This window comes from Massilia antarctica (assembly GCF_015689335.1).
Lineage (GTDB): Bacteria > Pseudomonadota > Gammaproteobacteria > Burkholderiales > Burkholderiaceae_D > Telluria_A > Telluria_A antarctica.
Genome location: NZ_CP065053.1, coordinates 7348710 through 7369925, shown reverse-complemented (window position 1 = coordinate 7369925; position 21216 = coordinate 7348710). Strand labels below are relative to the sequence as shown.

Here is a 21216-nt window from a genome sequence, read left to right as displayed (position 1 = left end):
TATGACGACGCCCTCCGGCCCGCTTTCCCTGCCGCAACACTGGCAAGACGACGTCGCTAAAAAACTTGCACCTGGGGAAAACGTTTTAAGTTGTGTCGAGGTTGACCTCGATGCCAAATTGCGCTTTAAAAAAGGCTTGGTGCTGGTCACCAGCCGCCGTTTGCTGGCGCGCGCGCCGGGCGAAACCGCATGGCGCGAGTGGGCTTTCCGGCCCGGATTGTCGCTCATGCACCACGATCACGCCGGTGTTGGCCATCTGCAATTGTTCGACGAACAAGGTTTGCTGAGCTCCTGGCGCTTCACCCTGGGGCAGAACCTGCACGCCATCCGCGTGCTCGACCATTTCAGCGAGCAGCGCGACAGTTTCCTGAGCGGCTTGCCGGTGCAGCTGGCCGAACAGAATATGTGCCCGAGCTGCAAGGCGCCGCTGGAGCCGGGGCAGGATGAATGTCCGATCTGCACCAAGGTGCTGTACACGCCGCCGTCGACCTGGACCCTGTTCCGCCTGTGGCGCTTCGCCAAGCCGTACAGCGGGCAGCTGGGGCTGGGCTTCTTCCTGATGCTGGCCAGCACCGCGGCGCACATGATCCCGCCATACCTGACCATGCCGCTGATGGATAACGTGCTCATTCCCTTCCAGAACGGGCAGCCGGTCGATCAGAAACTGGTGTGGATGTACATGGCCGGCCTGTTCGGATCGGCCGTGCTGGCTTACCTGTTGGGATGGGGCAAGACCTACGTGCTGGCGCTGGTGTCGGAACGGATGGGCGCCGACCTGCGCTCGGCCACCTATGAACACTTGATGAAGCTGTCGCTCGAATATTTTGGAGGCAAGCGCACGGGCGACCTGATGTCGCGTATCGGCAGCGGGAGCGACCGCATCTGCGTGTTTTTATCCTTGCACCTGCTCGACTTCGCGTCGGACGTGCTGATGATTATCATGACCGGCGTGATCCTGTGCTCGATCAATCCGATGCTGGCCGTGATTACCCTGGTGCCGCTGCCGTTCATCGCCTGGATGATCCATATCGTGCGCGACCGCCTGCGCACCGGCTTCGAGAAAATCGACCGGGTGTGGGGCGAAGTGACCAATGTGCTGGCCGATACCATTCCCGGCATCCGGGTGGTGAAAGCCTTTGCCCAGGAACAGCGCGAAGCGACCCGGTTCAGGGAAGCGAACCGGCATAACCTGGCGGTCAACGATAAGCTCAACCGGGTGTGGTCGCTGTTTTCGCCGACCGTCTCGTTCCTGACCGAACTCGGTTTGCTGGTGGTGTGGGTATTCGGCATCTGGCTGGTTTCGCAAAAAAATATCACGGTCGGCGTGCTGACCTTGTTCATTACCTACAGCAGCCGGTTTTACGGGCGCCTCGATTCGATGAGCCGGATTGTGTCGGTGACGCAGAAGTCGGCCTCGGCCGCCAAGCGCATCTTCGATATTCTCGATCACGTATCGAGCGTTCCGGAGCCAAGCAATCCGGTCAAGCTCGACAAGATCGAAGGGCGCATCGATTTGCGCGAAGTGGGTTTCCGTTACGGTAACCGCGCGGTGAATCGCGGCATTTCGCTCAATATCAAGGCGGGTGAATTCGTCGGCCTGGTGGGGCATAGCGGATCGGGCAAGAGCACCCTGGTCAATCTGATCTGCCGTTTCTACGATGTGTCGGAAGGCGCGATTCTGCTCGATGGCGTCGATATCCGCTCGTTCGCGGTGTCCGATTACCGCCGCAATATCGGGCTGGTGCTGCAGGAACCGTTTTTGTTCTTCGGCACCATCGCCGAAAATATCGCGTACGGCAAGCCGCTTGCGACGCGCGAGGAAATCATCGCCTCGGCGCGCGCGGCCCATGCGCACGAATTCATCCTGCGTCTGCCGCAGGGCTACGATTCGATGGTCGGCGAGCGCGGGCAGGGCTTGTCGGGCGGCGAGCGCCAGCGCATTTCGATCGCGCGCGCGCTGCTGATCGATCCACGCATCCTGATCATGGATGAAGCGACCTCCTCGGTCGATTCGGAAACCGAAAAGGAAATCCAGAAAGCGCTGGATAACCTGGTGCAGGGCCGCACCACGATCGCCATCGCGCACCGCCTGTCGACCCTGCACCGGGCCGACCGGCTGGTGGTGCTGGACCGCGGCGTGGTGATGGAAGAGGGCAGCCATGACGAATTGATGGCGCGCGAAGGCGCCTATTTCCGCCTGTACGAAGCGCAGGCGCGCAACGTCGATACGGATATGGACGACAAGGATGGGGATTAAGACATGGCAAGCGCAGCAAGCTCGGTATTTACATTAAGCCGCGACAGTTTCGGCAAACTGATTTTGACGGCGGAAGACGGTGAAGTGCATGTCGGTGTGTCGCCGGTGCGGGCGTTTCCGATCCAGGCGCCGGACCAGGGTATTTCGATGGTGCTGACGAACGGCAAGGAAGTCGGCTGGATCGACGATCTGGGGGCATTGCCAGCGGCAATCCGCGAATTGGTGCAAGATGAACTCGATGGGCGCGAATTCATGCCGGTGATTCACCATATTGTCAGTGTCAGCAGTTTTGCCACGCCATGCACATGGGAAGTCAAGACCGACCGGGGCGATACCGCGTTGACGCTCAAGGGCGAAGAGGATATTCGCCGGATCGGCGAGGCATCGCTGCTGGTGGCCGATAACCACGGCATCCAGTTCTTGATCCGCGATATGTTCACCATCGACAAGCACAGCCGGAAGATTCTCGACCGGTTTTTATGATGGCGTTTTGATGGAGATTGCATGCACTATTTGTTATGTTACGACCTGGCCCCGGATTATCTCGAACGTCGCGGCCAGTACCGCAATGAGCACCTGAAACTGGCGTGGGAAGCGCAGGAACGCGGTGACCTGATCCTCGCCGGCGCCTGTTCCGATCCGGCCGATATGTCGTTTCTCATTTTTCAGAGCGAGTCGACGGCGCTGATCGAGGCGTTCGCCAAGGCCGATCCCTACCTGATCCACGGTATCGTGACCGGTTATAAGATCCGGAAGTGGAACACGGTGGTCGGCAAGGATGCCTTTACCCCGCTGCGACCTGAATAATAGCGCTAACCTGGAAACCGTCGTTCCCACGCAGGCGGGAACCCAAGTTTGTTGAACCGCCTGTAGCTACCGCTCGAACTTGGGTTCCCGCCTGCGCGGGAACGACGCGGACATCAACCCATCTGGTAATCCATGCGCGCCTTCCACGCCTCCGTCCTCCTCTTTCTCGCTGTCTTCCACGCCACCGTTCTCGCTGACGACATGCCACGCCGCCCCAAAATCGGCCTGGTGCTCTCCGGCGGCGGCGCTCGCGGCGTGGCCCATATCGGCGTGCTCAAGGTATTGGAAGACATGCGCATCCCGGTCGACTACGTAGTCGGCACCAGCATGGGTTCGATCGTGGCCGGCGCCTACGCCATGGGCAACCGGCCGGATGCGCTGGAAAAGCGCATCGCCGCCGTCGAATGGGACAAGGTCCTCACCGACAGTCCGCCGCGCGGAGAACGCTCCACTTACGCCAAGGCGACCGAGCGCAAAAACATCGTCAGCGGCGAAATCGGCTTTTCCGACGCCGAAATGCGCCTGCCGCGCGGCTTGAATTACGGCCAGCAGATCGAATTTTTTTTCAATACCCTGGCATCGAAAACGGGCGACGTCGCGCATTTCGATGAACTCGATATTCCTTTCCGCGCCGTCGCCACCGACATTGAAACCGGCAAGATGGTCGTGCTCGAACGCGGCGGCATTGCGCGCGCGATGCGGGCCAGCATGTCGGTACCCGGTGTCTTCGCCCCGGTTGAAATCGACAACCGCGCGCTGCTCGACGGCGGGCTGGTGCGCAATCTGCCGGTCGACGTGGTGCGCGCGATGGGTGCCGATATCGTCATCGCCGTCAACCTCGGCACGCCCTTGCTCAAGCGCGACAAGATCGTGTCGGCCTTCGGCGTGGGCCAGCAAATGCTCAATATCCTCACCGAGCAGAATGTCGAAGCCTCGCTGCGCGAATTGACGCCGCGCGACGTATTGATCCTGCCGCAGCTGGGCGACTTCAGCGCGGCCGACTTTGAAAATTCGGCCAAGACCATCGACATGGGCGCGGCGGCCGCGCGCGTGGCGGCGGATCGCCTGGCGCCGCTGGCTTTGTCCGAAGCCGGCTTCAAGGCGCACCTGGCGGCGCGCGCCGCGCGTCATCCGGCCGCAGTCAAGGTCAATTCGGTGCGCATCGATACCCGGCAGCTGAAAAATGTCAGCGAGAGTTTCATCAACCGCAAATTCTCGATCAAACCGGGCCAGGCATTCAGCACGGCGGAACTGCATGCGAATATGAACAGCCTGTATTCGACGGGCGACTTCGAGAACGTCACCCACCGTTTCGAAAATGGCCCGGACGGGCGGACCCTGGTGATCGAACCGGTGGAAAAGGAATGGGGCCCGAATTACCTGCAAGCCGGGGTGCGCCTGTCGACCGACCTGGCCGGCGAAAGCGACTTTACGATCCTGCTGGCGCACCGCAGCAAATGGCTGACGCGCTCCGGGCTGGAATGGCGTAATACCGTCTCGCTGGGCCAGGTCAATTCCTTCACCTCGCAGCTGTACCAGCCGTTCGGTGGCGACAGCCGCTGGTACGTGGCGCCCTCGGTGCGCTTTTCGCAGAACAAGGATAACCTGATCATCAACGACAAGGCGGTGGCGACGTACAGCGCCAAACAAGCCTCGATCGGCATCGACCTGGTCAATCACGTGGATGACGACAGCACCTTCAAGGTGGGACTGGAACGCGGCACCGAACGAGCGGACCCGAGCATCGGCGTGGCGCAGCTGAGCACCGAGAAAAGCCAGATCGGTGTGATCAAGTTCGAATACGTGCAGGACCGCTTGGACGATTGGGTGTTTCCATCGACCGGTAACTACAGCTTCGTGAATGCCCGGATCGCTCCGACCTCGGTCGGCGCCACGGTCGAATACAAGCGGCTCGAAGCGGGCCACGAAATGGCCTGGAACCGCGGTCCGCACCGGTTCAGCGTGGCCGGACGCGCCGGCCATCTGTGGGGCGACGATTTACCGCTGATGGAATTGTTTTCTCTGGGCGGATTCTTGAACCTGTCCGGTTACCAGGCGCGCCAGTTCCTCGGCGGCGATTATCTGTTCGGGCGCGGCGTGTACACGCTCAAGACGACCTTGCTGGGGACCCGTAATGTGTACCTGGGCGGTTCGGTCGAACTGGGCAAGATGTCGCGGCGCTTGAATGGCGACCAGATGGACCGCGCCCAGTTTGCCGGCTCCGTGTTCGGCGCGGTCAATACGGCGCTGGGGCCATTCACCGTGGCGGTTGGCGTGGGCGAGCGAGGCAACCAGACGTTTTATCTGTTCTTCGGCAAGCCATGAAGGCGCGCCTGGCATTGCGACGGTCGGGTCAGACCGGTTGAGGATGCCGCGGCACGGCGGCATCCCTGTCCGGCGCGATGCTATTTTGCCGATGCAATCCAGCGATCCACCCGCGCTTCAAGCAGTGGCAGCGGCAAGGTGCCGTCGCCGATCACCACCTCGTGAAATTTGGGTAGGCTGAATTTGTCGCCCATCGCCTTGCGTGCGCGCTCGCGCAATTCCAGGATTTTCAGCGCGCCGATTTTGTAGCTCAAGGCCTGCGCCGGCCACACCATGTAACGCTCGATCTGGTTTTTGGCGCGCGCCTCGCTGTAGCCAAGCGTCTTGCTGGCATACGCAATGGCTTGCTCGCGGGTCCAGCCTTTGGCATGCATGCCGGTATCGACCACCAGCCTGACGGCGCGCAGCAATTCATCGTTCAGGTGACCGAAGTACGCTTCCGGATCGTCGTACAGGCCGAATTCGTGGCCCAGGGTTTCCGAATACAAAGCCCAGCCTTCGGTAAATGCACCGATATTCGGATTCTCGGTATTGAACTTGCGGAAATCCGGTACGTCGAGTTCCTTCAGCAGCCCCGCGTGGAAATGGTGACCGGGCTGGCCTTCGTGCAGGTACAAGGTCACCATGCCGGTGCGGCTGTATTGTTTGGGGTCGTTCACGACCGCCCAGAACACACCCGGATGCGAGCCGTCGGCCGCCGCCGGGGTGTAATGGTCGGACGCCGTGGCGCGGGTCAGTTCGGGCTCCAGCTGCAATTCGAGCGGCGCTTTCGGCAGCAGCGAAAACAGCGCAGGCAGTTTGGTCCTGACCTTGCTGTCGATCTGGCGATACGCGTCGAGCACTTCCGCCTCGGTCTTGAACGGCTTGAATTTGTCCTGCGCTTCCACCCATTGCGGCAGCTCCGCGGGCGGGCCGCTGTAACCGAGCTTGGGACCGAGCAGCGCCCATTGCTGCTCGATGCGCGCCACTTCCTTCAATCCCAATTGGTGAATCTCTTCGGGATTCATCGACACCGTGGTGCGGTCCTTGATCTGGGCCTGGTACCAGGCCGCGCCATTCGGCAAGGCGCTCCAGCCATCGGTATTACGGCTGGCGGGCAGGTATTCCTTTTCCAGGTAGAGCGCCAGCCGGTCCAGGGCCGGCGACAGGCGAATGGCGACCGTTTTGCGGTAGGCGGCCGTCAGGCGCTCCTTGTCCGCTTGCGAAAACGCGGCGGGCAGATTCTTGATCGGCGTATAAAAAATATTCGCTTCCGGCGTGGCGCTGCGCAGTTGCTGGAACTGGGGCAGCATCGCCACCGTAATCGCCTTCGGTTGCACGATGCCGCGTTTGACGCCTTCGCGCATATTGGCGATGGCCTGGTCGAGCCAGGCCGGCAACTGATTCAGACGGCTCAGGTAAGCCTGGTATTGGGCCACGGTATGCAAGGGCTGCGAACCGGTGCCGCTGGCGTAATTGGCCAGGGTGCCGGGAACGTTCTCGAAGTGGTTCAGCGGGAGCAGGTGCTCGGGGAATTTTTCCAGCCCCAGGCCGCTATCGAGCTCGAATGCCAGCAGGTCGTAATTAAGCTGTTCCGCGTCGCTCAAACGGGCGCGTGGAATGGCTTTTAACTGGCCCTGCATGCGGCGGTACAGCGCAAACTGACGCGCGCGGCTTTTTGGCGACATACTCATTCCCAGCTCGCTGTCGTAGCGGCTGTCGCCGTTGGCGGTAATGAGCAGCGGGTCGAAGTGCGCGCGTGCCCGATAAAAGGCGTCGGCCAGTGTATGCAGCTGACTGGCTGCGGCGGAGGTGGCGCTGGCGGTGCTCTGGCTGGCGGCCGGCGCGGCGCTGGCGCCGCAAACAGGCAAGGTTAATACGGCCAGCAATGCCGTGGTGCCGAGCAGCGGGCGGGATAGGCGCAAACGCATGGAGCTTCCTTGGTCGTGAAGTGAGGGGAACCCCGGCAGGATAGCGCAAATGGCGCCGGCTGGGCAGCGCGGCGACGCTGTATGATGAGCGGCGCTTTGCGTCGCACTACCCCTATATGGAAACGCCATGTCCGATGATTCGTCCGTTTTGCCGCATATTGTCGTCGTCACCACCGGCTCCGCCGGCGACCTGTTTCCGTTCCTGCGGCTCGCGCTCGGGCTGCGCGCGCGCGGCCATGCGGTCACGGTCCTCGCGCCGGACATGCACGAGGAGCTGGTGCGTCATTCCGGCCTGGCGTTTCATCCCATGCCGGCCGATCCGGCGGTCTTGAACGATCCCGACCTCTGGCATCCGCGGCGCGGCTTCGGCGTGGTGTGGCGCGCCATGCGGGCCGGCATGGAGGCAATGCACGCGTTTGTCGCGGCCCTGCCGCCGGACCAGCCGTGCACCTTGCTGGTTCATCCGCTGGCTGTCGCACATGCCGACCTGTGCCGCGCGGAGCGGCCCGGCATTCGCATCGTGGCCGGCTTCCTGGCGCCGTCCAACCTGCGCACGGTGCACGACTTGCCTGTACTGGGCCCGTTTCCGGTGCCGCGCTGGATGCCGCTGGCGCTGCGGCGCTGGATGTGGCGCGGGGTCGAGGTGTCGGCGATCAATCCGGTGGTGGTGCCCGAGCTGAACGCGGCGCGCCGCCTGCAGGGACGCGCGCCGGTGTCGAGCTACATGGACGAAATGTACAGCGCGCCCGATTTGTCGGTCACCCTGTTCCCCGAATGGTTAGCCGCGCGCCAGCCGGACTGGCCGTCGCCCCTGGTGTGCGGCGACTTTCCCCTGTACGATCCGCACCCGGACGCCGCCATCGCGCCGGCATTGGCGCAATTCATGCGCGCCGGCAGCGCTCCGCTGATCGTCACCCACGGCACCGGCAACTTGCAGGCAGCCGCGTTTTTCGCCAGCGCACTGGCAGCGGCGCAACGCCTTGGCCGGCGCATCGTGTTCCTCACGCCGCACCGGGCGCAGGTGCCGGCCAGCCTGCCGCCCACGGCGTTCTGGCAGGATTACTGTCCGCTGGCGGCATTGTTGCCGGGCGCGGCGGCGCTGGTGCATCACGGCGGCGTCGGCACCATGGCCGAAGCCATGCGCGCCGGCACGCCGCAACTAATCGTGCCGATGGCCTACGACCAGTTCGACAATGCCTTCCGGGTCACGGCACTGCACGCCGGCCTCACGCTCAAGGCGACCAGCGCCAGCGCCAGCGCCAGCGCGCTCGGCGACATCCTGGAGCGCCTGTTGCAATCGCCGGAGATCCACATCGGTTGCGCGGCGGTGAAAGCACGCCTGGCGGCCGGGGGAAGCCTGGATGGCGTGATCGATGCCATATCGAAAACGGTATCGAAAACCGGAAAAATATGATTGGATTGATTCTTTGGCTTTCCTTAGTATCAGGTTCAAGGGCTCAAAATACCCAGGAATCATATAACTAGAACGCCAAGGAGACGTATGACATCGCACGCACAAGGCCCCGTCACGGCCATTTCCCGCACCCCCTTGACCTTGAAATTGACGGTGGCGGCCCTGGCCGGCGCCGGCATCCTGAGTAGCGCCTCGGTGTGGGCCCAGGATGCGGTCGCGGCCGACAGCACCAGTGTGGTCACCGTGTCCGGGGTGCGCAAAGCAGCCCAGAGCGCGCAGACCATCAAGCGCAATGCCGATGAAGTGCTCGACTCCATCGTCGCCGAGGAAGCCGGCAAGTTCCCGGACAAGAATGTCGCCGAGATGCTCGGACGTATCACCGGTGTGCAAATCCGCCGCGAGAATGGCGAAGCGCGCGAAGTCGTCATCCGCGGCTTGCCCGGCCTGGTCACCCTGCTCAACGGACGCGAAATGTTCACCGCCGGTAAGGAAGGACGCAGCCTGTACCTGGCCGATATTCCGGCCGCCATGCTGCAGCGCGTGGATGTATATAAAACTCAAGGCGCCGACATGGTCGAGGGCGGCACCGCCGGCGTGATCGATGTGCGCACCGCGCGTCCGTTCGATGCCAAGGGCTTCACGGCCAGCGTCACGGGCAGGGTGGAAAACCGCGACAAGTCCAAGACCAACGATCCCAATCTGTCGGGCATGATCTCGAACCGCTGGAAAACCGGCTACGGCGAGATCGGCGCGCTGCTCGGCCTGTCGTACCAGGATGGGAATTATCACGACGAGGTCACCTGGAATTCGCCGCCGAAAGACCGTGCCGCCGATCTCGGCGCCGGCATCTCGGCGCCCGACGAACTCGGTCATGTGCTGTACCAGGGCCAGCGCAAGCGCGTGGCCGCCAACCTTGCCCTGCAGTGGCGCCCGAACGCCGACCTCGAATTCTTTGCCGAAGGCATCTCGACCGAAATCCATCACGATGCGGAACGCCAGTTCTATGTCGGCTCGCTCGGCCTGAACAAGAATTCCAGCTATACCCTCATTCCCGGCACCAACCAGGTCCAGACGGCCACGTCGACCAACGCCAACCCCTTCGCGCTGGGCTCGACCCAGGCGCCGCACGATTACTCGCTGGGCAGCCAGGGCGCCATCGGCGCGCGCTGGAACGCGGCGCCGGGCTGGCGCGTGACCACCGAGCTGGCGCGCACCTTGAGCAAAGTGCGCCAGGAATTCCCGATCGTCGACCTGATAGCGGCGCCGCCTACGATCACGGGCAATACCTACGTCAATGGCGGAGCGCAATTTTCCTATCCCGGTTACGACATGACCAACCCGAACAATTATCGGGTCGCCACCTTCTTCGATAACCACAACCATGCCGAGGGCCGTTCGACCGACTGGCGCGCCGACACGACCTGGAGTCCGGACAACGATGGCGTCATCAAGGAAGTATCGAGCGGCGTGCGGGTCGCCAAACGCACCGCGGCCTATGTGCACGAGCTGAACGGCTTCCAGCCGGCGCCGGGCAGCATTCCCCTCGCCTCGGTGCCTGGCCTCGCCTGCAATTCGATGCCGATGGCGGGCGACTATGGCATGGCCTCATGGGTCACGCCGTGCGCTTCCTACATGCACGACAACATCGCTTCCTTGCGCACCCTGTTCAACGTCAACGGCAACGGCACCAGGACCGGGGACGACAAGCTGTCCGGGTTCAATAACCAGGAAACCACCTACGCCATCTACACCAAGGCCAAGTACGGTTTCCGCGCCGGCGCCATTCCGGTGGACGGGACCGTCGGGGTGCGCGTGGTGCGGACCAGTGGCGTACTGAACGGTTATTCGCAGGCCAACGGCGTGATCTTGCCGGTATCGAGTTCGCCAACGTCGACCGATGTGCTGCCCAACGCCACGCTCAAGGCCATGATCCTGCCCGAGGTGCAGGCGCGCCTGACGGCGGGCAAGTCGGTACAGCGCGCCAATTTCGACCAGTTCAATCCCGGCGTGTCCTACAACGTGCCGAGCACCACCGTGCAAGCGGTGGGCACCGGCGGCAATCCCGACCTGAAACCGATCGAAGGCAAGAACTTCGATGCCGCCGCGGAATGGTATTTCGCGCCGACCGGCTCGCTCACGGCCACCTTGTTCCGTCACGACTTCAAGAATTACATCCTGACCAGTTCGACCAAGGAAACGTATAACGGCATCGTGTACGACGTGAATCGTCCGCGCAATATGTCCAAGGGCAAGCTGCAGGGCGCGGAACTGTCTTACCAGCAGTTCTACGACAAGCTGCCGGGCTGGCTGGGCGGCTTCGGCCTGCAAGCGAACGTCACCTACATGAAGGGCGAGCTGACCGATACCGGCGGCGTGCTCAAACCCTTCGTCGGCATGTCCAAGCTGTCGTACAACATCGTCGGCCTGTACGAGCGCGATGGCTGGTCCGGCCGCCTGGCCTACAACTGGCGCGACAAGTATGTCGATACCTTCAACTACCGCGGCCTGGGTTTCGATCTGATCGTCGACCCGATCAAGACCACCGATGCCTCGATCTCCTACAAGATCAGCGACGCGATGAGCGTCACCATGGATGTGGAGAACCTGCTTGACCGCAAGTACCACGATTACCATGGCGTCGCCAGCAACCCGCGCGACATCCGCCGCTACGACAGGGTGGTGGGCCTGTCCCTGCGCTACAAAATGTAAGCCGCGGCGCCGACCGCGATCATCATCCCGGAAGCGTTGCGTGGAGTGGCACGCAGCGCTTTCTGTCCTTGCATGGCTGAGAAAGTGTGAATGAATATGCTGGCTAAGAATTCCCAACAATTGTCGACCCTCGAAAAAGTCGGTTTCGGCACCGGCGACATGGCACTGAATGTCGTGATCTCGTCGATGATGCTGCTCATCACCTTCTTCTACACCGACATCTACGGCTTGCGCACCGAGCACCTGGCGCTGCTGTTCGTGGTGGTGAAAATCATTGGCGGGGCGGCCGACCTGGCCATGGGACAGGTGACCGACCGCTTCACCGCGCGCATGGGCCGCTATCGCCCGTGGCTGCTGTGGCTGTGCGTTCCCTACGGAGTCAGCGTGTTTTTCGTGTTCACCACGCCGGCCTGGGGTTATGACGCGAAGCTGGTGTGGGCGTACGGCACCTACATCCTGATGACCCTGATGACGGCCGGGGTCGGCATTCCCTACATTTCCCTGATCAGCGGATTGACCAGCGACCCGCAGGAGCGCCTCTCGGCCAACGGCTACCGCCTGTTCTTCGCCAAGATCGGCGCCTTCATGGTGACCATCATCGTGCCGCTGCTGGCCGAGGAATGGGGCAAGGGCAGTGCGGCGGCCGGTTACCAGGCGGCGATGGCGGTCATGGCGGTGATGGGCGTGGCGCTGTTCCTGTTTTGCGTGTTCACGACCACCGAAAGGGTGATTCACGTGGTCGAGCGGCAATCGCTGATCGATCAGTTCAAACTGCTGATGCGCAATGACCAGTGGCTGATCCTGTGCGGCGTGTGCGTCACCGGCACTGTCGGCTACGTGGTGCGCGGCTCGGTCGCCATTTACTACGCTACCTATTACCTGGGCCTGGGGCCGAAGATGGTATCGGCCTTTCTGTCGACCGGCGTGGCGGCGGCGATCCTGTCGATGATTGCCTCGACCTGGATCACCAAGTCGTACTGCAAGGTCAAGCTGTTCCGCTACACCCAGCTCGGCGTGGCCCTGATCAGCGTGCTGATGTACCTCGCCATCAAGCCGGGCGACGCCGTGCTCGCCTTCATCCTGTATTTCATGCTGTCCTTCGTGGTCGACCTGCATGCGCCGGTGTTCTGGTCGGCCATTGCCGAAACCATCGATTACGGCCAGGTCAAGACCGGCAAGCGCGTCTCCGGCTTTGCCTTCGGCGGCATTTCGGTGTGCCAGAAAGCCGGCATGGCGGTGGCCGGCGGCATGGTCGGCCTGTTGCTGACCTATTTCCAGTACGTACCCAACCAGGCACAGACCCCGCTGGCGCTGAGCGGCATCGCACTGATGCTGACCGTGATCCCGGGCTTCTTCCACTTCCTGATGGGCGCGCTGATGTTCAAATACCGCATCACCGACAACTACTACACCGACGTCAAGAGCGACATGCGCAAGCTCGGCTTCGCCACGACCTGATTTTCCATGTACAACGCCACCACCATGCAGACCCTGACACCCCTGATCGCGCAACGCGCCGATCCCTTCATCTACAAGCACAGCGACGGCTATTACTATTTCACGGCCTCGGTGCCGGAATACGACCGCATCGAAGTGCGCCGCGCGCGCACCATCGCGGAACTGCCACACGCGCCTGCGGTCGATGTCTGGCGCAAGCCCGATAGCGGGCCATACAGCGAACTGCTGTGGGCGCCGGAGATTCACTTCAACCAGGGCGCCTGGTATGTCTACTTCGCCGCCGCGCCCAGCCGCGAGATCAAACATAAACTGTTCCAGCACCGCATGTACGCCGTGCGTAACACCAACCCCAATCCGCTCGACGGCGAATGGGAATTCATGGGCCAGATCGATACCGGCATCGACACTTTTTGCCTCGACGCCACCACCTTCACCCATGACGGCGTGCTGTACTACCTGTGGGCGCAAAAGGACGAGGCGATCGAAGGCAACTCCAATCTGTACATCGCGACTATGGCCACGCCGTGGCAGTTGGGAGGGCCGCCCGTGATGCTGAGCAAGCCCGAATTCGACTGGGAAATCCGCGGCTTCTGGGTTAACGAAGGGCCGTCCGTGCTCAAGCGAAATGGCAGGATCTTCATCAGCTACTCGGCCAGCGCCACCGACGAGAATTACGCGATGGGTTTGCTGTGGGCCGACGAGAACGCCGACCTGCTCGACCCGGCGTCGTGGACCAAGCTGGCCGAGCCGGTACTGCAAACCTGTTACGAACACGGCGTCTACGGTCCGGGGCATAACAGTTTCACGTATGGCGAGGATGGCGACACGGTGATGCTGGTGTACCATGCTCGTACCTATACCGAGATCGTCGGCGACCCCCTGTGGAACCCCGACCGCCATACATTCGTCAAGCCATTGCGCTGGGACGAGCGGGGCATGCCCGTGTTCGGGCGTCCATCGCTCGCCTGAGGAACCTTAACGAGGAGCACCGTGCAAGCCAGTATCACGCAAACCGCATTCGGCCACCTGCCCGACGGCAGGGCCACCACCCTGACCACCCTGACCAACCCGAACGGGCTGGTTGTGAAAATCACCGATTTCGGCGGCATCATCACCGAAATCCACGCGCCCGACCGCCATGGCGTGCTGGCCGACATCACGCTTGGCTTCGACACGGTGGCGCCGTACGTGAAGGACTCGCCCTACTTCGGCGCCCTGATCGGACGCTACGGCAACCGCCTGCGCGACGGCCGCTTCACGCTCGATGGCCAGCTGGTGCAACTGCCCACCAACGATGGCGCGCACCACTTGCACGGCGGGGCGCTGGGCTATCACCGGGTGCTGTGGCGTGCCATTCCCTTCCAGGACGGCGACTCGGTCGGCGTCACCCTGATCTACCGCAGTCCTGACGGCGAGCAGGGCTATCCCGGCACGCTCGACGTGACCGTGGTGGTCGAGCTGACCGCCGCCGATGAACTGGTGGTGGCCTTCGACGCCGTGACCGACAAGGCCACGCCGGTCAATCTGACCCAGCACGCGTACTTCAACCTGGCCGGCGGCGGCGACATCCTCGGCCACGTGCTGCGCATCGATGCCGATGCCATCACGCCGATTGACAGTACCCTGATTCCGACAGGCGAGCTGGCGACCGTGGCCGGCACCGCCTTCGACTTCCGCATCCCGCATCCGATCGGCGAACGCATCGGCAACGATGAAGAACAGCTGCGCCACGGCAGCGGCTACGACCACAACTTCGTGCTCAACAAACCGGCACCCAGGGCGATGACCCTGGCCGCGCGCGTGCACGAGCCGGTGTCGGGCCGGGTGCTCGAACTGTTCACGGAAGAACCTGGTGTGCAGTTCTACAGCGGGAATTTTCTCGACGGAACACTCGCCGGCAAGGGCCGCACCTACGGCTTTCGCAGCGGCTTTTGCCTCGAACCGCAGCACTTTCCCGACTCGCCCAACCAGAGCACGTTTCCGAACACCATCTTGCGCCCTGGTGAGGAATATGCGACCGTATCCAAGTACAAATTTTCGGTGGAGAAATGATGCTTGAATTAATGGTCGACGCAAAAAATGCGCTGGGCGAATGCGTGCTGTGGTGCGAGCGCAGCGGGCGGGTATTCTGGACCGATATTCTGGGCTCGACCCTGTGGGCGCACCATCCGGCCACGGGCGCCACGCGCAGCTGGGCCGTGCCCGAGCGGCTGGCATCGTTTGCCTTCACCGACCATGACGGACGCCTGCTGGTCGGACTGGCGACGCAGCTGGCGTACTTTGAGCTCGACAGCGGGGCGCTCACGCCGATTTGCGAGGTCGAGGCCGGGCTGAGCACGCGCCTGAACGATGGGCGTTGCGACCGTCAGGGGCGTTTCGTGTTCGGCACCTTCAATGAAGTCGAGCCGCGCCTGCCGATCGGCGGTTTTTATCGGCTCAACCGCGACCTGAGCCTGGAGCGCCTGGCGCTGCCGCATGTGGCGATTGCCAACAGCATTTGTTTCAGTCCCGATGGTGCGACCATGTATTACTGCGATTCGCCGGATCGGGTGATCCGCTGCTGCGACTACGACGTGGTCAGCGGCGCGCTGTCGAACCAGCGCGTGTTTGCGCAGGTGGAAGGCGAGGGCGAGCCGGACGGGTCGTGCGTGGACGCGCGCGGCTATGTGTGGAACGCCCAGTGGGGCGCGGGCAAGCTGGTGCGCTACGCGCCGGACGGCAGCATCGACCGCACCGTGGCGGTGCCGGCCAGCCAGCCGAGTTGCGTTGCGTTCGGCGGCGCGCTGCTCGATCAGCTGTTTGCCACCAGCGCGAGGGTGGGGCTGGCCAATGCGACGGATGCGGATGGGGGGCTGTTCACGGGCAGGGTGCCTGGTGTGCGCGGCTTGCCGGAGAGCCGGTTTATTTGCTGACGGATGCTCGATCAGGCCTGACCTGCTTCACTCCGGAACTGCGCGCTGATTGCCTGGCTGCAGGGCGTTCTCCCCGGAAAGGACAGCAAGGCGCCGATTCCGGGCGCCAGGTTGAAGACCGGACTGGCCACGACGCGTTGCAGCACCTGCCAGCGGGCATCGTGTGACGGATGCCGAAGCATCCGTCGCGGCATCTTGGGAACGCGTAGCAGCCATGGTCGATCCAGTCAAAAAGCAAGTTCGTGGACACTCGGTCAAGTGCCCGGGACGTACTTTAGTGGCTGGTGGGAGCTGACCTTCCGGCAATCTTGCGATTGCAAGCGATTGATTCTAAAATTAAAATTTCTGTTCTTATGTCAAAAACGCAGCCCGAGTATATTGCCGCGTGAATGCGCAGCATCCTCATGCGGCCCAAACGGCTGGATCACGTCCCCGATCTGCTTATTTCAAAGCCAGCACGGCTCTAACCACGAGGCGTGATCCCCTCCGCGACGATTGGTTCACCTGGCGATGGCCCCATCACCCCGTCGTTTGACAGAATCATGCGTAACAACGTGACCGGGAAAGATGCGTGCATTGTTCTTGGGATCCTGCCTCCACGGGTCGTCCAGCCACGGCGTATGCATTTCCGCGTCGGCGTTGCCTTTTATCCGGGCCAGTTTCGCGCCGTCAAAAACGACCCCAAGTGCGCTCGCTTCTCCCAACATCCAGTCCAGCGCCAGATCCGACAAGCCAGACTCATCGACGACATAGCCGCCGCCAACGTCCGCGTGCGCACCGGCAAACAAGAATTGCTTGACGTTGTCGCGCTCACTCCAGATGCACGGCTGAAAGGTCGCGCGGCGCTCATGCATGGAGATGGCATGGCGGCCGTGCTTGACCTTTTCATGCAAAACGTTATCGGTAAATTGAAAGGCGTCGCCATGCTCGTCGGGCTTGACCGAAGGAATACCCAGAGATCCGACAGTGTCCCAGACGGCGACGGCATGAATGTCGCTTACTTCACGCAAAGCACCCACCTTTGTATGCGCCGACTGCAGAAAGCCGCTCAAATTCGTCAACACTGTCGCGATCTTGGCAAGTGTCTTGCCCTTTTCCTCGTAATGGTCGAACCAGACCTTGGTCCCTTGCCGGTGCGCCTCGTCGCCTGACAGCGGAGGGGTATTGGAGAGCAGGCCCTTGTTCGCGATCAGACCGGCCAAGGCCCGCACCGTGTAAGCACCGCGACTGAAACCCACCAGCACAATTTTGTCGCCCGGATTATAGAGACGGGACACATAGGTGTAACCCCTGACGATCCGGACGACCAAGCCGGTCCCCAAGGCGCCCGCAACATAATTCTCGATTTTGGTGGTACCGTTTCCTACGCCATTGATATATTTCGCGCACTGAACGATTTCGGCGTGGTTGGTGTAGTTTTTTTCCTGGTCCGACTTTTCACCTTCAGCATAGCCCGGCAAGCAGTCGAAAAACTTGTAGACGTTCGAGTTTTCGTTGAGTGGATCATCTGAGTCGTGGGCTGAATTCCACGTCCCATCGGCGCAAAAAATGATGGTTTTATTGGGCACAGTAAACTCCTTCGGCAAAGGAACATCGATGGGGCGCTTGGACCAGCCCACGCCAATCGGGATGGCTGTTGCATGCGAGGCCAATCGTCACGCGGCTGAAAAATTGTTGGCAGAGGCGGCAACTCAACTGCGCCGCTCCCCCTGGCGGCGCTCGACAGGAACGATCAGGGGATGCACGGTGGCGGTGCGCCGCTCTACAATCCGTTTGCTACCCCACTTGTTGCCCAGGGCTTGGCACAGGCGCAGGATGTCGTGCCCGGGTCCCTGCGGCGCTTGCGGATTGAGCGGCAACTGTGCGGCGCCCGCTGCGTCGCGCAATGCGAGCATGCCAATCCGATAGCCAAGCGAACGGTAGCTTTCGAACTGGTTTTCGTCAAACCATTGGTCGGTCGTGCTCTGGTGGGGAAAGGACTTGTTCGTTTTGCGATAGTTCAGCACGTCCGCTGCCTCGGTGCCAATCAGCGAGGGCTTGATGTACAGCAGCGTGCCTTCCGTACCGCCCTGGTCCGACTTGTCATAGCGTATCGTGCCTTTCACGCAGTGGGCGCGGCTGAAGCGGAAGTCCGGTTCGAGGTCGATATCGCCCACACCGATGTCGATCTCGACGTGCAGGTCGGTCGCACATTTGCGCAAGGCATTGCCCAGGTCCTCGAAATTCAGCCCGCCATCGGCGCCGGCGTCGACCGCCACAATCAGGCGGCAGCGGCGCCGGACCAGTTCATAGATGCCCAGATTTTCGAAATGACCGCCGTCGGACAAATAGACATGATTCGAATCGGCATTGGTCAAGCCAAACAGTTCCGACAACAAGGGAAACAAGCCCATCAAGGGCGACGTTGAACTGCGGTTCGGTATGCGCGTGCGCGGGTTTTCAAACCAGCGCCCAAGCCGCACGTTGAACAAGGTCATCAGGAACGACAGGGCGGGCGAGGAGTGATAGCCCATGCTGGGACTGGCGGCCGCCCCGGAGACCGCCATGGCCATGCCGAGCCGGATCCCGCTTTCTTCCTTGTGCAGACTGCCGTTGCTGGCGCGGTAATCCGAGGTTCGCCGGTACGCGCCGCGCGACGCTTCCGCACGCGGGTTGTTGGTGCCCGGTTGCGACATGCCCGGCAGCTCGAAGCCGCAAAAGGCCGGTGTGAACGAAAAGCCGGCTGCCTTGCGCGTCTGCCACGCCAGCTCTGCGCCGTTGACCAGGTTCAGCGCCGTGTTGACGATGAGATAGGGACGCTGCATGCCGCCATTCGCCTTGAGCAGCTCGTCCATGCGCACATCGTCGTGATCATCGAAATTGGTAAAGGGATGGGGCAAGCGTTTGGCATTGCTCGCGCCCAGGTAGGTGCGCACCAGCCGGTTTCGGTACATCATGTGGAGAGAAAATTTGTTGATATCGACCCGCCGCGTGAGCAGCAGGCCAACACTGAGCAGAGTGGCGAGAGCGATCAGCAGCTTGGGCAATTTGGCCAGACGCGTTTGCGCGTTGTACAGCTCGAATGCTTTCGAGAGCGACAGTTTTTCTGGCCTGACCGGGAAGGCGACTGCGTCAAACAGCGCGGCATGCAACAGCGCTGATACCAGACACAATGCGCCCACCGAGAAGACGAAGGGCGCAAGCGCAGCCACGGATTCCAGATAAGGCCGGCTGGCCCCTTTGCCCGATGCGCTGCTATGGCCGAGCAACAGACCGCCGACCGTCGTGGCAACCCAGCTCAGGCTTAGCGCGGCAAACCATTCTTGCGCCCCATGCCGGCCGTAGGCGATCACGGCCGGCGCATACAGGCTGACGGCGACCAGCGCCAGCCAGGCGCACACCATGATCGACGTCCATGCACCTTGCCGGCTCCACCATTCACGGCTGCGGTCGGCATACATGCGCCCCACCAGGCCCACCGACAGGACCATCGTGATGCCAAAGATGCACAGGATGGCCGGCAGGCCGAACGACACCACCTGGACAATGCCCACGCCGCGAGGGACTTTCTCGAGCGGATAGATGTCGGCCAGATGCGCGACACCGAGAATGACGATCAGGGCGCCCACGGCAAACGCGGCGACCGCGCACAGCAGGTGTCCGATGACTTCACCCAGCAGTGCCGGTGCGGGGCTATCGTTCTCGCGCCGCACGTGCTGGGGTGCGGCCGTGCCTGCTTCGGTGCGTTGCAGATCCCGGGCCGCACGCTCCCGGCCCAGGTCTGCCTCAAGTTGCAGGTTAAAGCCCTGGGCAACCAGCCACCCCACGGCCCAGGCCGCGAAATAGCAAAGGCCGGGCAGGTAGAACCAAGCCAGAAACGCGCTCCCATCGGCGTCTGGATTGAGTAGCTGCCCCCATCGCAGGGCAATATCGGCCCGGCTATTCCAGAGCGCGCAACCTCCGGCAAAGGCGGCCACCAGCAAGGGCAGGACGATAAACAGCAGGATGGATGCCTGGCTTTGACCGCGCAGCCATCCGGTGCGGCGCGGATTGGGTTTGGTCGAGATACTGATTGCAATGCAAAAGACGGCGAACGCAGCGGCCCCGACCGCGACGATAGACCATATGTTCCACTGGTTCGCCGGCATGGAGGGCAGGTTCGCAAGGGTACCGCCACCGAACTGGTCGTTCACTAGCCACACCAGCAGGCGCGGCACCACCATGCTGGCAGCGAGCAAGGAAACCAGGATGGCCAGATTGAGCAGCGTATTGCGCGCGTAGGTCGTCAGCACCGACCAGGTATCGGCGCTGAACAGGCCCGTCTTGGGCGTCAGGTAATTGCTGTACTGGCGCAGGAAGCCGATTTCACCGGGCTCGCGATCGACCGGCTTGTCCGGCGTGCCAGGCATGAGTGCCTGCTCCAGCCGGGTGATGTCGCCCCCTTCCCGGTGCAGCCACTTTGAAAACCATGACCCAATGTAGCCGCCGCCCGATACCGTGGAGAGATAGTCGAAATCGCGCAGCATCCGCATTTCAGCCAGCGCCTGCAAAATTCCCAGGTTAAACGTGGCGCTGCGGATGCCGCCGCCGGAAAACGCCAGACCCGCCATGTTGGCCTGGTGCACGCTGGCAATCAGCGCATCCCGGTCGGCGGGGCGCACGCTGTCGGGGACGGCGCCGCGGCAACCCTCGAACTCGAACTGCCAGGCTTCGGTAAAGTAGGTGCCGGCCTGGCGATTGATTTCCTGCCAGGTTGCCAGATTCATCTCGCCGGTCACAAGGAGTTCGGCGTACTCCTCGTCATGGTTAGCGGCCTGGAATTTCTCGACGGCGCTGCGGGTGACCGGGCCATACTGGCCATCGATCGCGCCCTGGTAGTACGCGCCGTCGCGCACAGAAAGCGAGGCCAGCTTGCGTTGCACGTCGCGCACGTGGTCTGAACACTGGTGGTCGAAATGAAAAGTCATGGTCGAGCTCCTGAGCGGAAAGCAAACGACTGATGCCATTAAGACATTTGATACTGGACCTGTTAGCTGCCGATAGCAATCATTGGTCAGTAATATTTTCCCACTGTGCCGACAAATTTATATGGAATTCACAACGTTTTTACTGTGAGCAGGTCGCTGCAACGCTGGCCCGGCCGGCTCGCTGAGGCAATGCCCGGCGCCCTGCCGCCACCCAGCTACGCAGCGAAGGCCCGCAGCCGCACAGGCACGCCGGTATGGAGGTCGCGAGCGTCCCCGGAGCATCGCCGCGACGAGGCTGCTGTTGCTTTTTTGGGATTATTACATTTGGTGATATTTCCAAAAGGCTTTTCATTAATACTACGAGCTAGTTGGCCGATTCGTATCCTCAGGGGGAGAAGCAATGCCGGCATGTCTGAACCACTACGTTTCGCGCTCCCCTGTGCGCTATCGGGGCCTGCAACGGGTCCACGCTACCGCC

13 protein-coding genes are annotated in these 21216 nt (G+C 62.1%); 10 read left to right on the top strand and 3 right to left on the bottom strand.

Annotated elements, in window-relative coordinates; all coding sequences use genetic code 11:
• Position 1: 1 nt before the first annotated feature.
• The 4 genes from IV454_RS32330 (at position 2) to IV454_RS32315 (ending at position 5389) form a co-directional block, all read left to right on the top strand.
• Positions 2-2257 (top strand): cyanophycin metabolism-associated ABC transporter, encoded by a 2256-nt coding sequence (locus IV454_RS32330; RefSeq protein ID WP_206089631.1) that lies wholly within the window; start codon positions 2-4, stop codon positions 2255-2257.
• A 3-nt stretch (positions 2258-2260) separates the two neighbouring features.
• Entirely contained in the window at positions 2261-2740 is a 480-nt protein-coding gene (locus IV454_RS32325) for a cyanophycin metabolism-associated DUF1854 family protein (protein WP_206089630.1), read from the top strand.
• Between the two features lie 21 nt (positions 2741-2761).
• Positions 2762-3064, top strand: a complete 303-nt coding sequence (locus IV454_RS32320) for a YciI-like protein (RefSeq protein WP_206089629.1) — start codon at positions 2762-2764, stop codon at positions 3062-3064.
• Positions 3065-3265: 201 nt separating this feature from the next.
• Positions 3266-5389, top strand: coding sequence for a patatin-like phospholipase family protein (locus IV454_RS32315; RefSeq protein ID WP_206089628.1), 2124 nt, complete (start codon positions 3266-3268; stop codon positions 5387-5389).
• An 80-nt stretch (positions 5390-5469) separates the two neighbouring features.
• On the opposite strand, the gene IV454_RS32310 is transcribed toward IV454_RS32315, so the two are convergent.
• Positions 5470-7299 (bottom strand): DUF885 domain-containing protein, encoded by a 1830-nt coding sequence (locus IV454_RS32310; RefSeq protein ID WP_206089627.1) that lies wholly within the window; start codon positions 7297-7299, stop codon positions 5470-5472.
• Between the two features lie 127 nt (positions 7300-7426).
• Between IV454_RS32310 and IV454_RS32305 the strand changes: the two genes are divergently transcribed.
• The 6 genes from IV454_RS32305 to IV454_RS32280 all read left to right on the top strand — a co-directional run bounded on the left by IV454_RS32305 (position 7427) and on the right by IV454_RS32280 (position 15792).
• Positions 7427-8713 carry a nucleotide disphospho-sugar-binding domain-containing protein gene (locus IV454_RS32305; RefSeq protein WP_206089626.1) on the top strand — a complete coding sequence of 429 codons (1287 nt, stop codon included), beginning with the start codon at positions 7427-7429 and terminating at the stop codon, positions 8711-8713.
• An 87-nt stretch (positions 8714-8800) separates the two neighbouring features.
• Positions 8801-11422: a TonB-dependent receptor gene (locus tag IV454_RS32300; RefSeq protein ID WP_206089625.1), complete on the top strand. Its 2622-nt coding sequence runs from the start codon at positions 8801-8803 to the stop codon at positions 11420-11422.
• Positions 11423-11512: 90 nt separating this feature from the next.
• Positions 11513-12880, top strand: coding sequence for an MFS transporter (locus IV454_RS32295; protein ID WP_206089624.1), 1368 nt, complete (start codon positions 11513-11515; stop codon positions 12878-12880).
• A 6-nt stretch (positions 12881-12886) separates the two neighbouring features.
• Positions 12887-13849, top strand: a complete 963-nt coding sequence (locus tag IV454_RS32290) for a glycoside hydrolase family 43 protein (RefSeq protein ID WP_247720378.1) — start codon at positions 12887-12889, stop codon at positions 13847-13849.
• Between the two features lie 21 nt (positions 13850-13870).
• Positions 13871-14932, top strand: a complete 1062-nt coding sequence (locus IV454_RS32285) for an aldose epimerase family protein (RefSeq protein WP_206089623.1) — start codon at positions 13871-13873, stop codon at positions 14930-14932.
• Positions 14929-15792, top strand: coding sequence for an SMP-30/gluconolactonase/LRE family protein (locus IV454_RS32280; RefSeq protein WP_206089622.1), 864 nt, complete (start codon positions 14929-14931; stop codon positions 15790-15792). Before IV454_RS32285 ends, IV454_RS32280 begins: the two co-directional genes overlap by 4 nt.
• Positions 15793-16292: 500 nt before the next feature.
• Here IV454_RS32280 and IV454_RS32275 read toward each other — a convergent pair whose 3' ends face one another.
• On the bottom strand, positions 16293-17360 hold the full coding sequence (locus IV454_RS32275; protein ID WP_206089621.1) for a T6SS phospholipase effector Tle1-like catalytic domain-containing protein: 1068 nt from the start codon (positions 17358-17360) through the stop codon (positions 16293-16295).
• 123 nt (positions 17361-17483) lie between these two features.
• Positions 17484-20738, bottom strand: a complete 3255-nt coding sequence (locus IV454_RS32270; protein WP_206089620.1) for a peptidoglycan-binding protein — start codon at positions 20736-20738, stop codon at positions 17484-17486.
• Between the last annotated feature and the right edge of the window lie 478 nt (positions 20739-21216).

Bases quoted from the DNA above. Each gene is read 5' to 3' on its own strand.
- IV454_RS32330 (WP_206089631.1), top strand. From the start codon at position 2: ATGACGACGCCCTCCGGCCCGCTTTCCCTGCCGCAACACTGGCAAGAC.
- IV454_RS32325 (WP_206089630.1), top strand. From the start codon at position 2,261: ATGGCAAGCGCAGCAAGCTCGGTATTTACATTAAGCCGCGACAGTTTC.
- IV454_RS32320 (WP_206089629.1), top strand. From the start codon at position 2,762: ATGCACTATTTGTTATGTTACGACCTGGCCCCGGATTATCTCGAACGT.
- IV454_RS32315 (WP_206089628.1), top strand. From the start codon at position 3,266: ATGCCACGCCGCCCCAAAATCGGCCTGGTGCTCTCCGGCGGCGGCGCT.
- IV454_RS32310 (WP_206089627.1), bottom strand. From the start codon at position 7,299: ATGCGTTTGCGCCTATCCCGCCCGCTGCTCGGCACCACGGCATTGCTG.
- IV454_RS32305 (WP_206089626.1), top strand. From the start codon at position 7,427: ATGTCCGATGATTCGTCCGTTTTGCCGCATATTGTCGTCGTCACCACC.
- IV454_RS32300 (WP_206089625.1), top strand. From the start codon at position 8,801: ATGACATCGCACGCACAAGGCCCCGTCACGGCCATTTCCCGCACCCCC.
- IV454_RS32295 (WP_206089624.1), top strand. From the start codon at position 11,513: ATGAATATGCTGGCTAAGAATTCCCAACAATTGTCGACCCTCGAAAAA.
- IV454_RS32290 (WP_247720378.1), top strand. From the start codon at position 12,887: ATGTACAACGCCACCACCATGCAGACCCTGACACCCCTGATCGCGCAA.
- IV454_RS32280 (WP_206089622.1), top strand. From the start codon at position 14,929: ATGATGCTTGAATTAATGGTCGACGCAAAAAATGCGCTGGGCGAATGC.
- IV454_RS32270 (WP_206089620.1), bottom strand. From the start codon at position 20,738: ATGACTTTTCATTTCGACCACCAGTGTTCAGACCACGTGCGCGACGTG.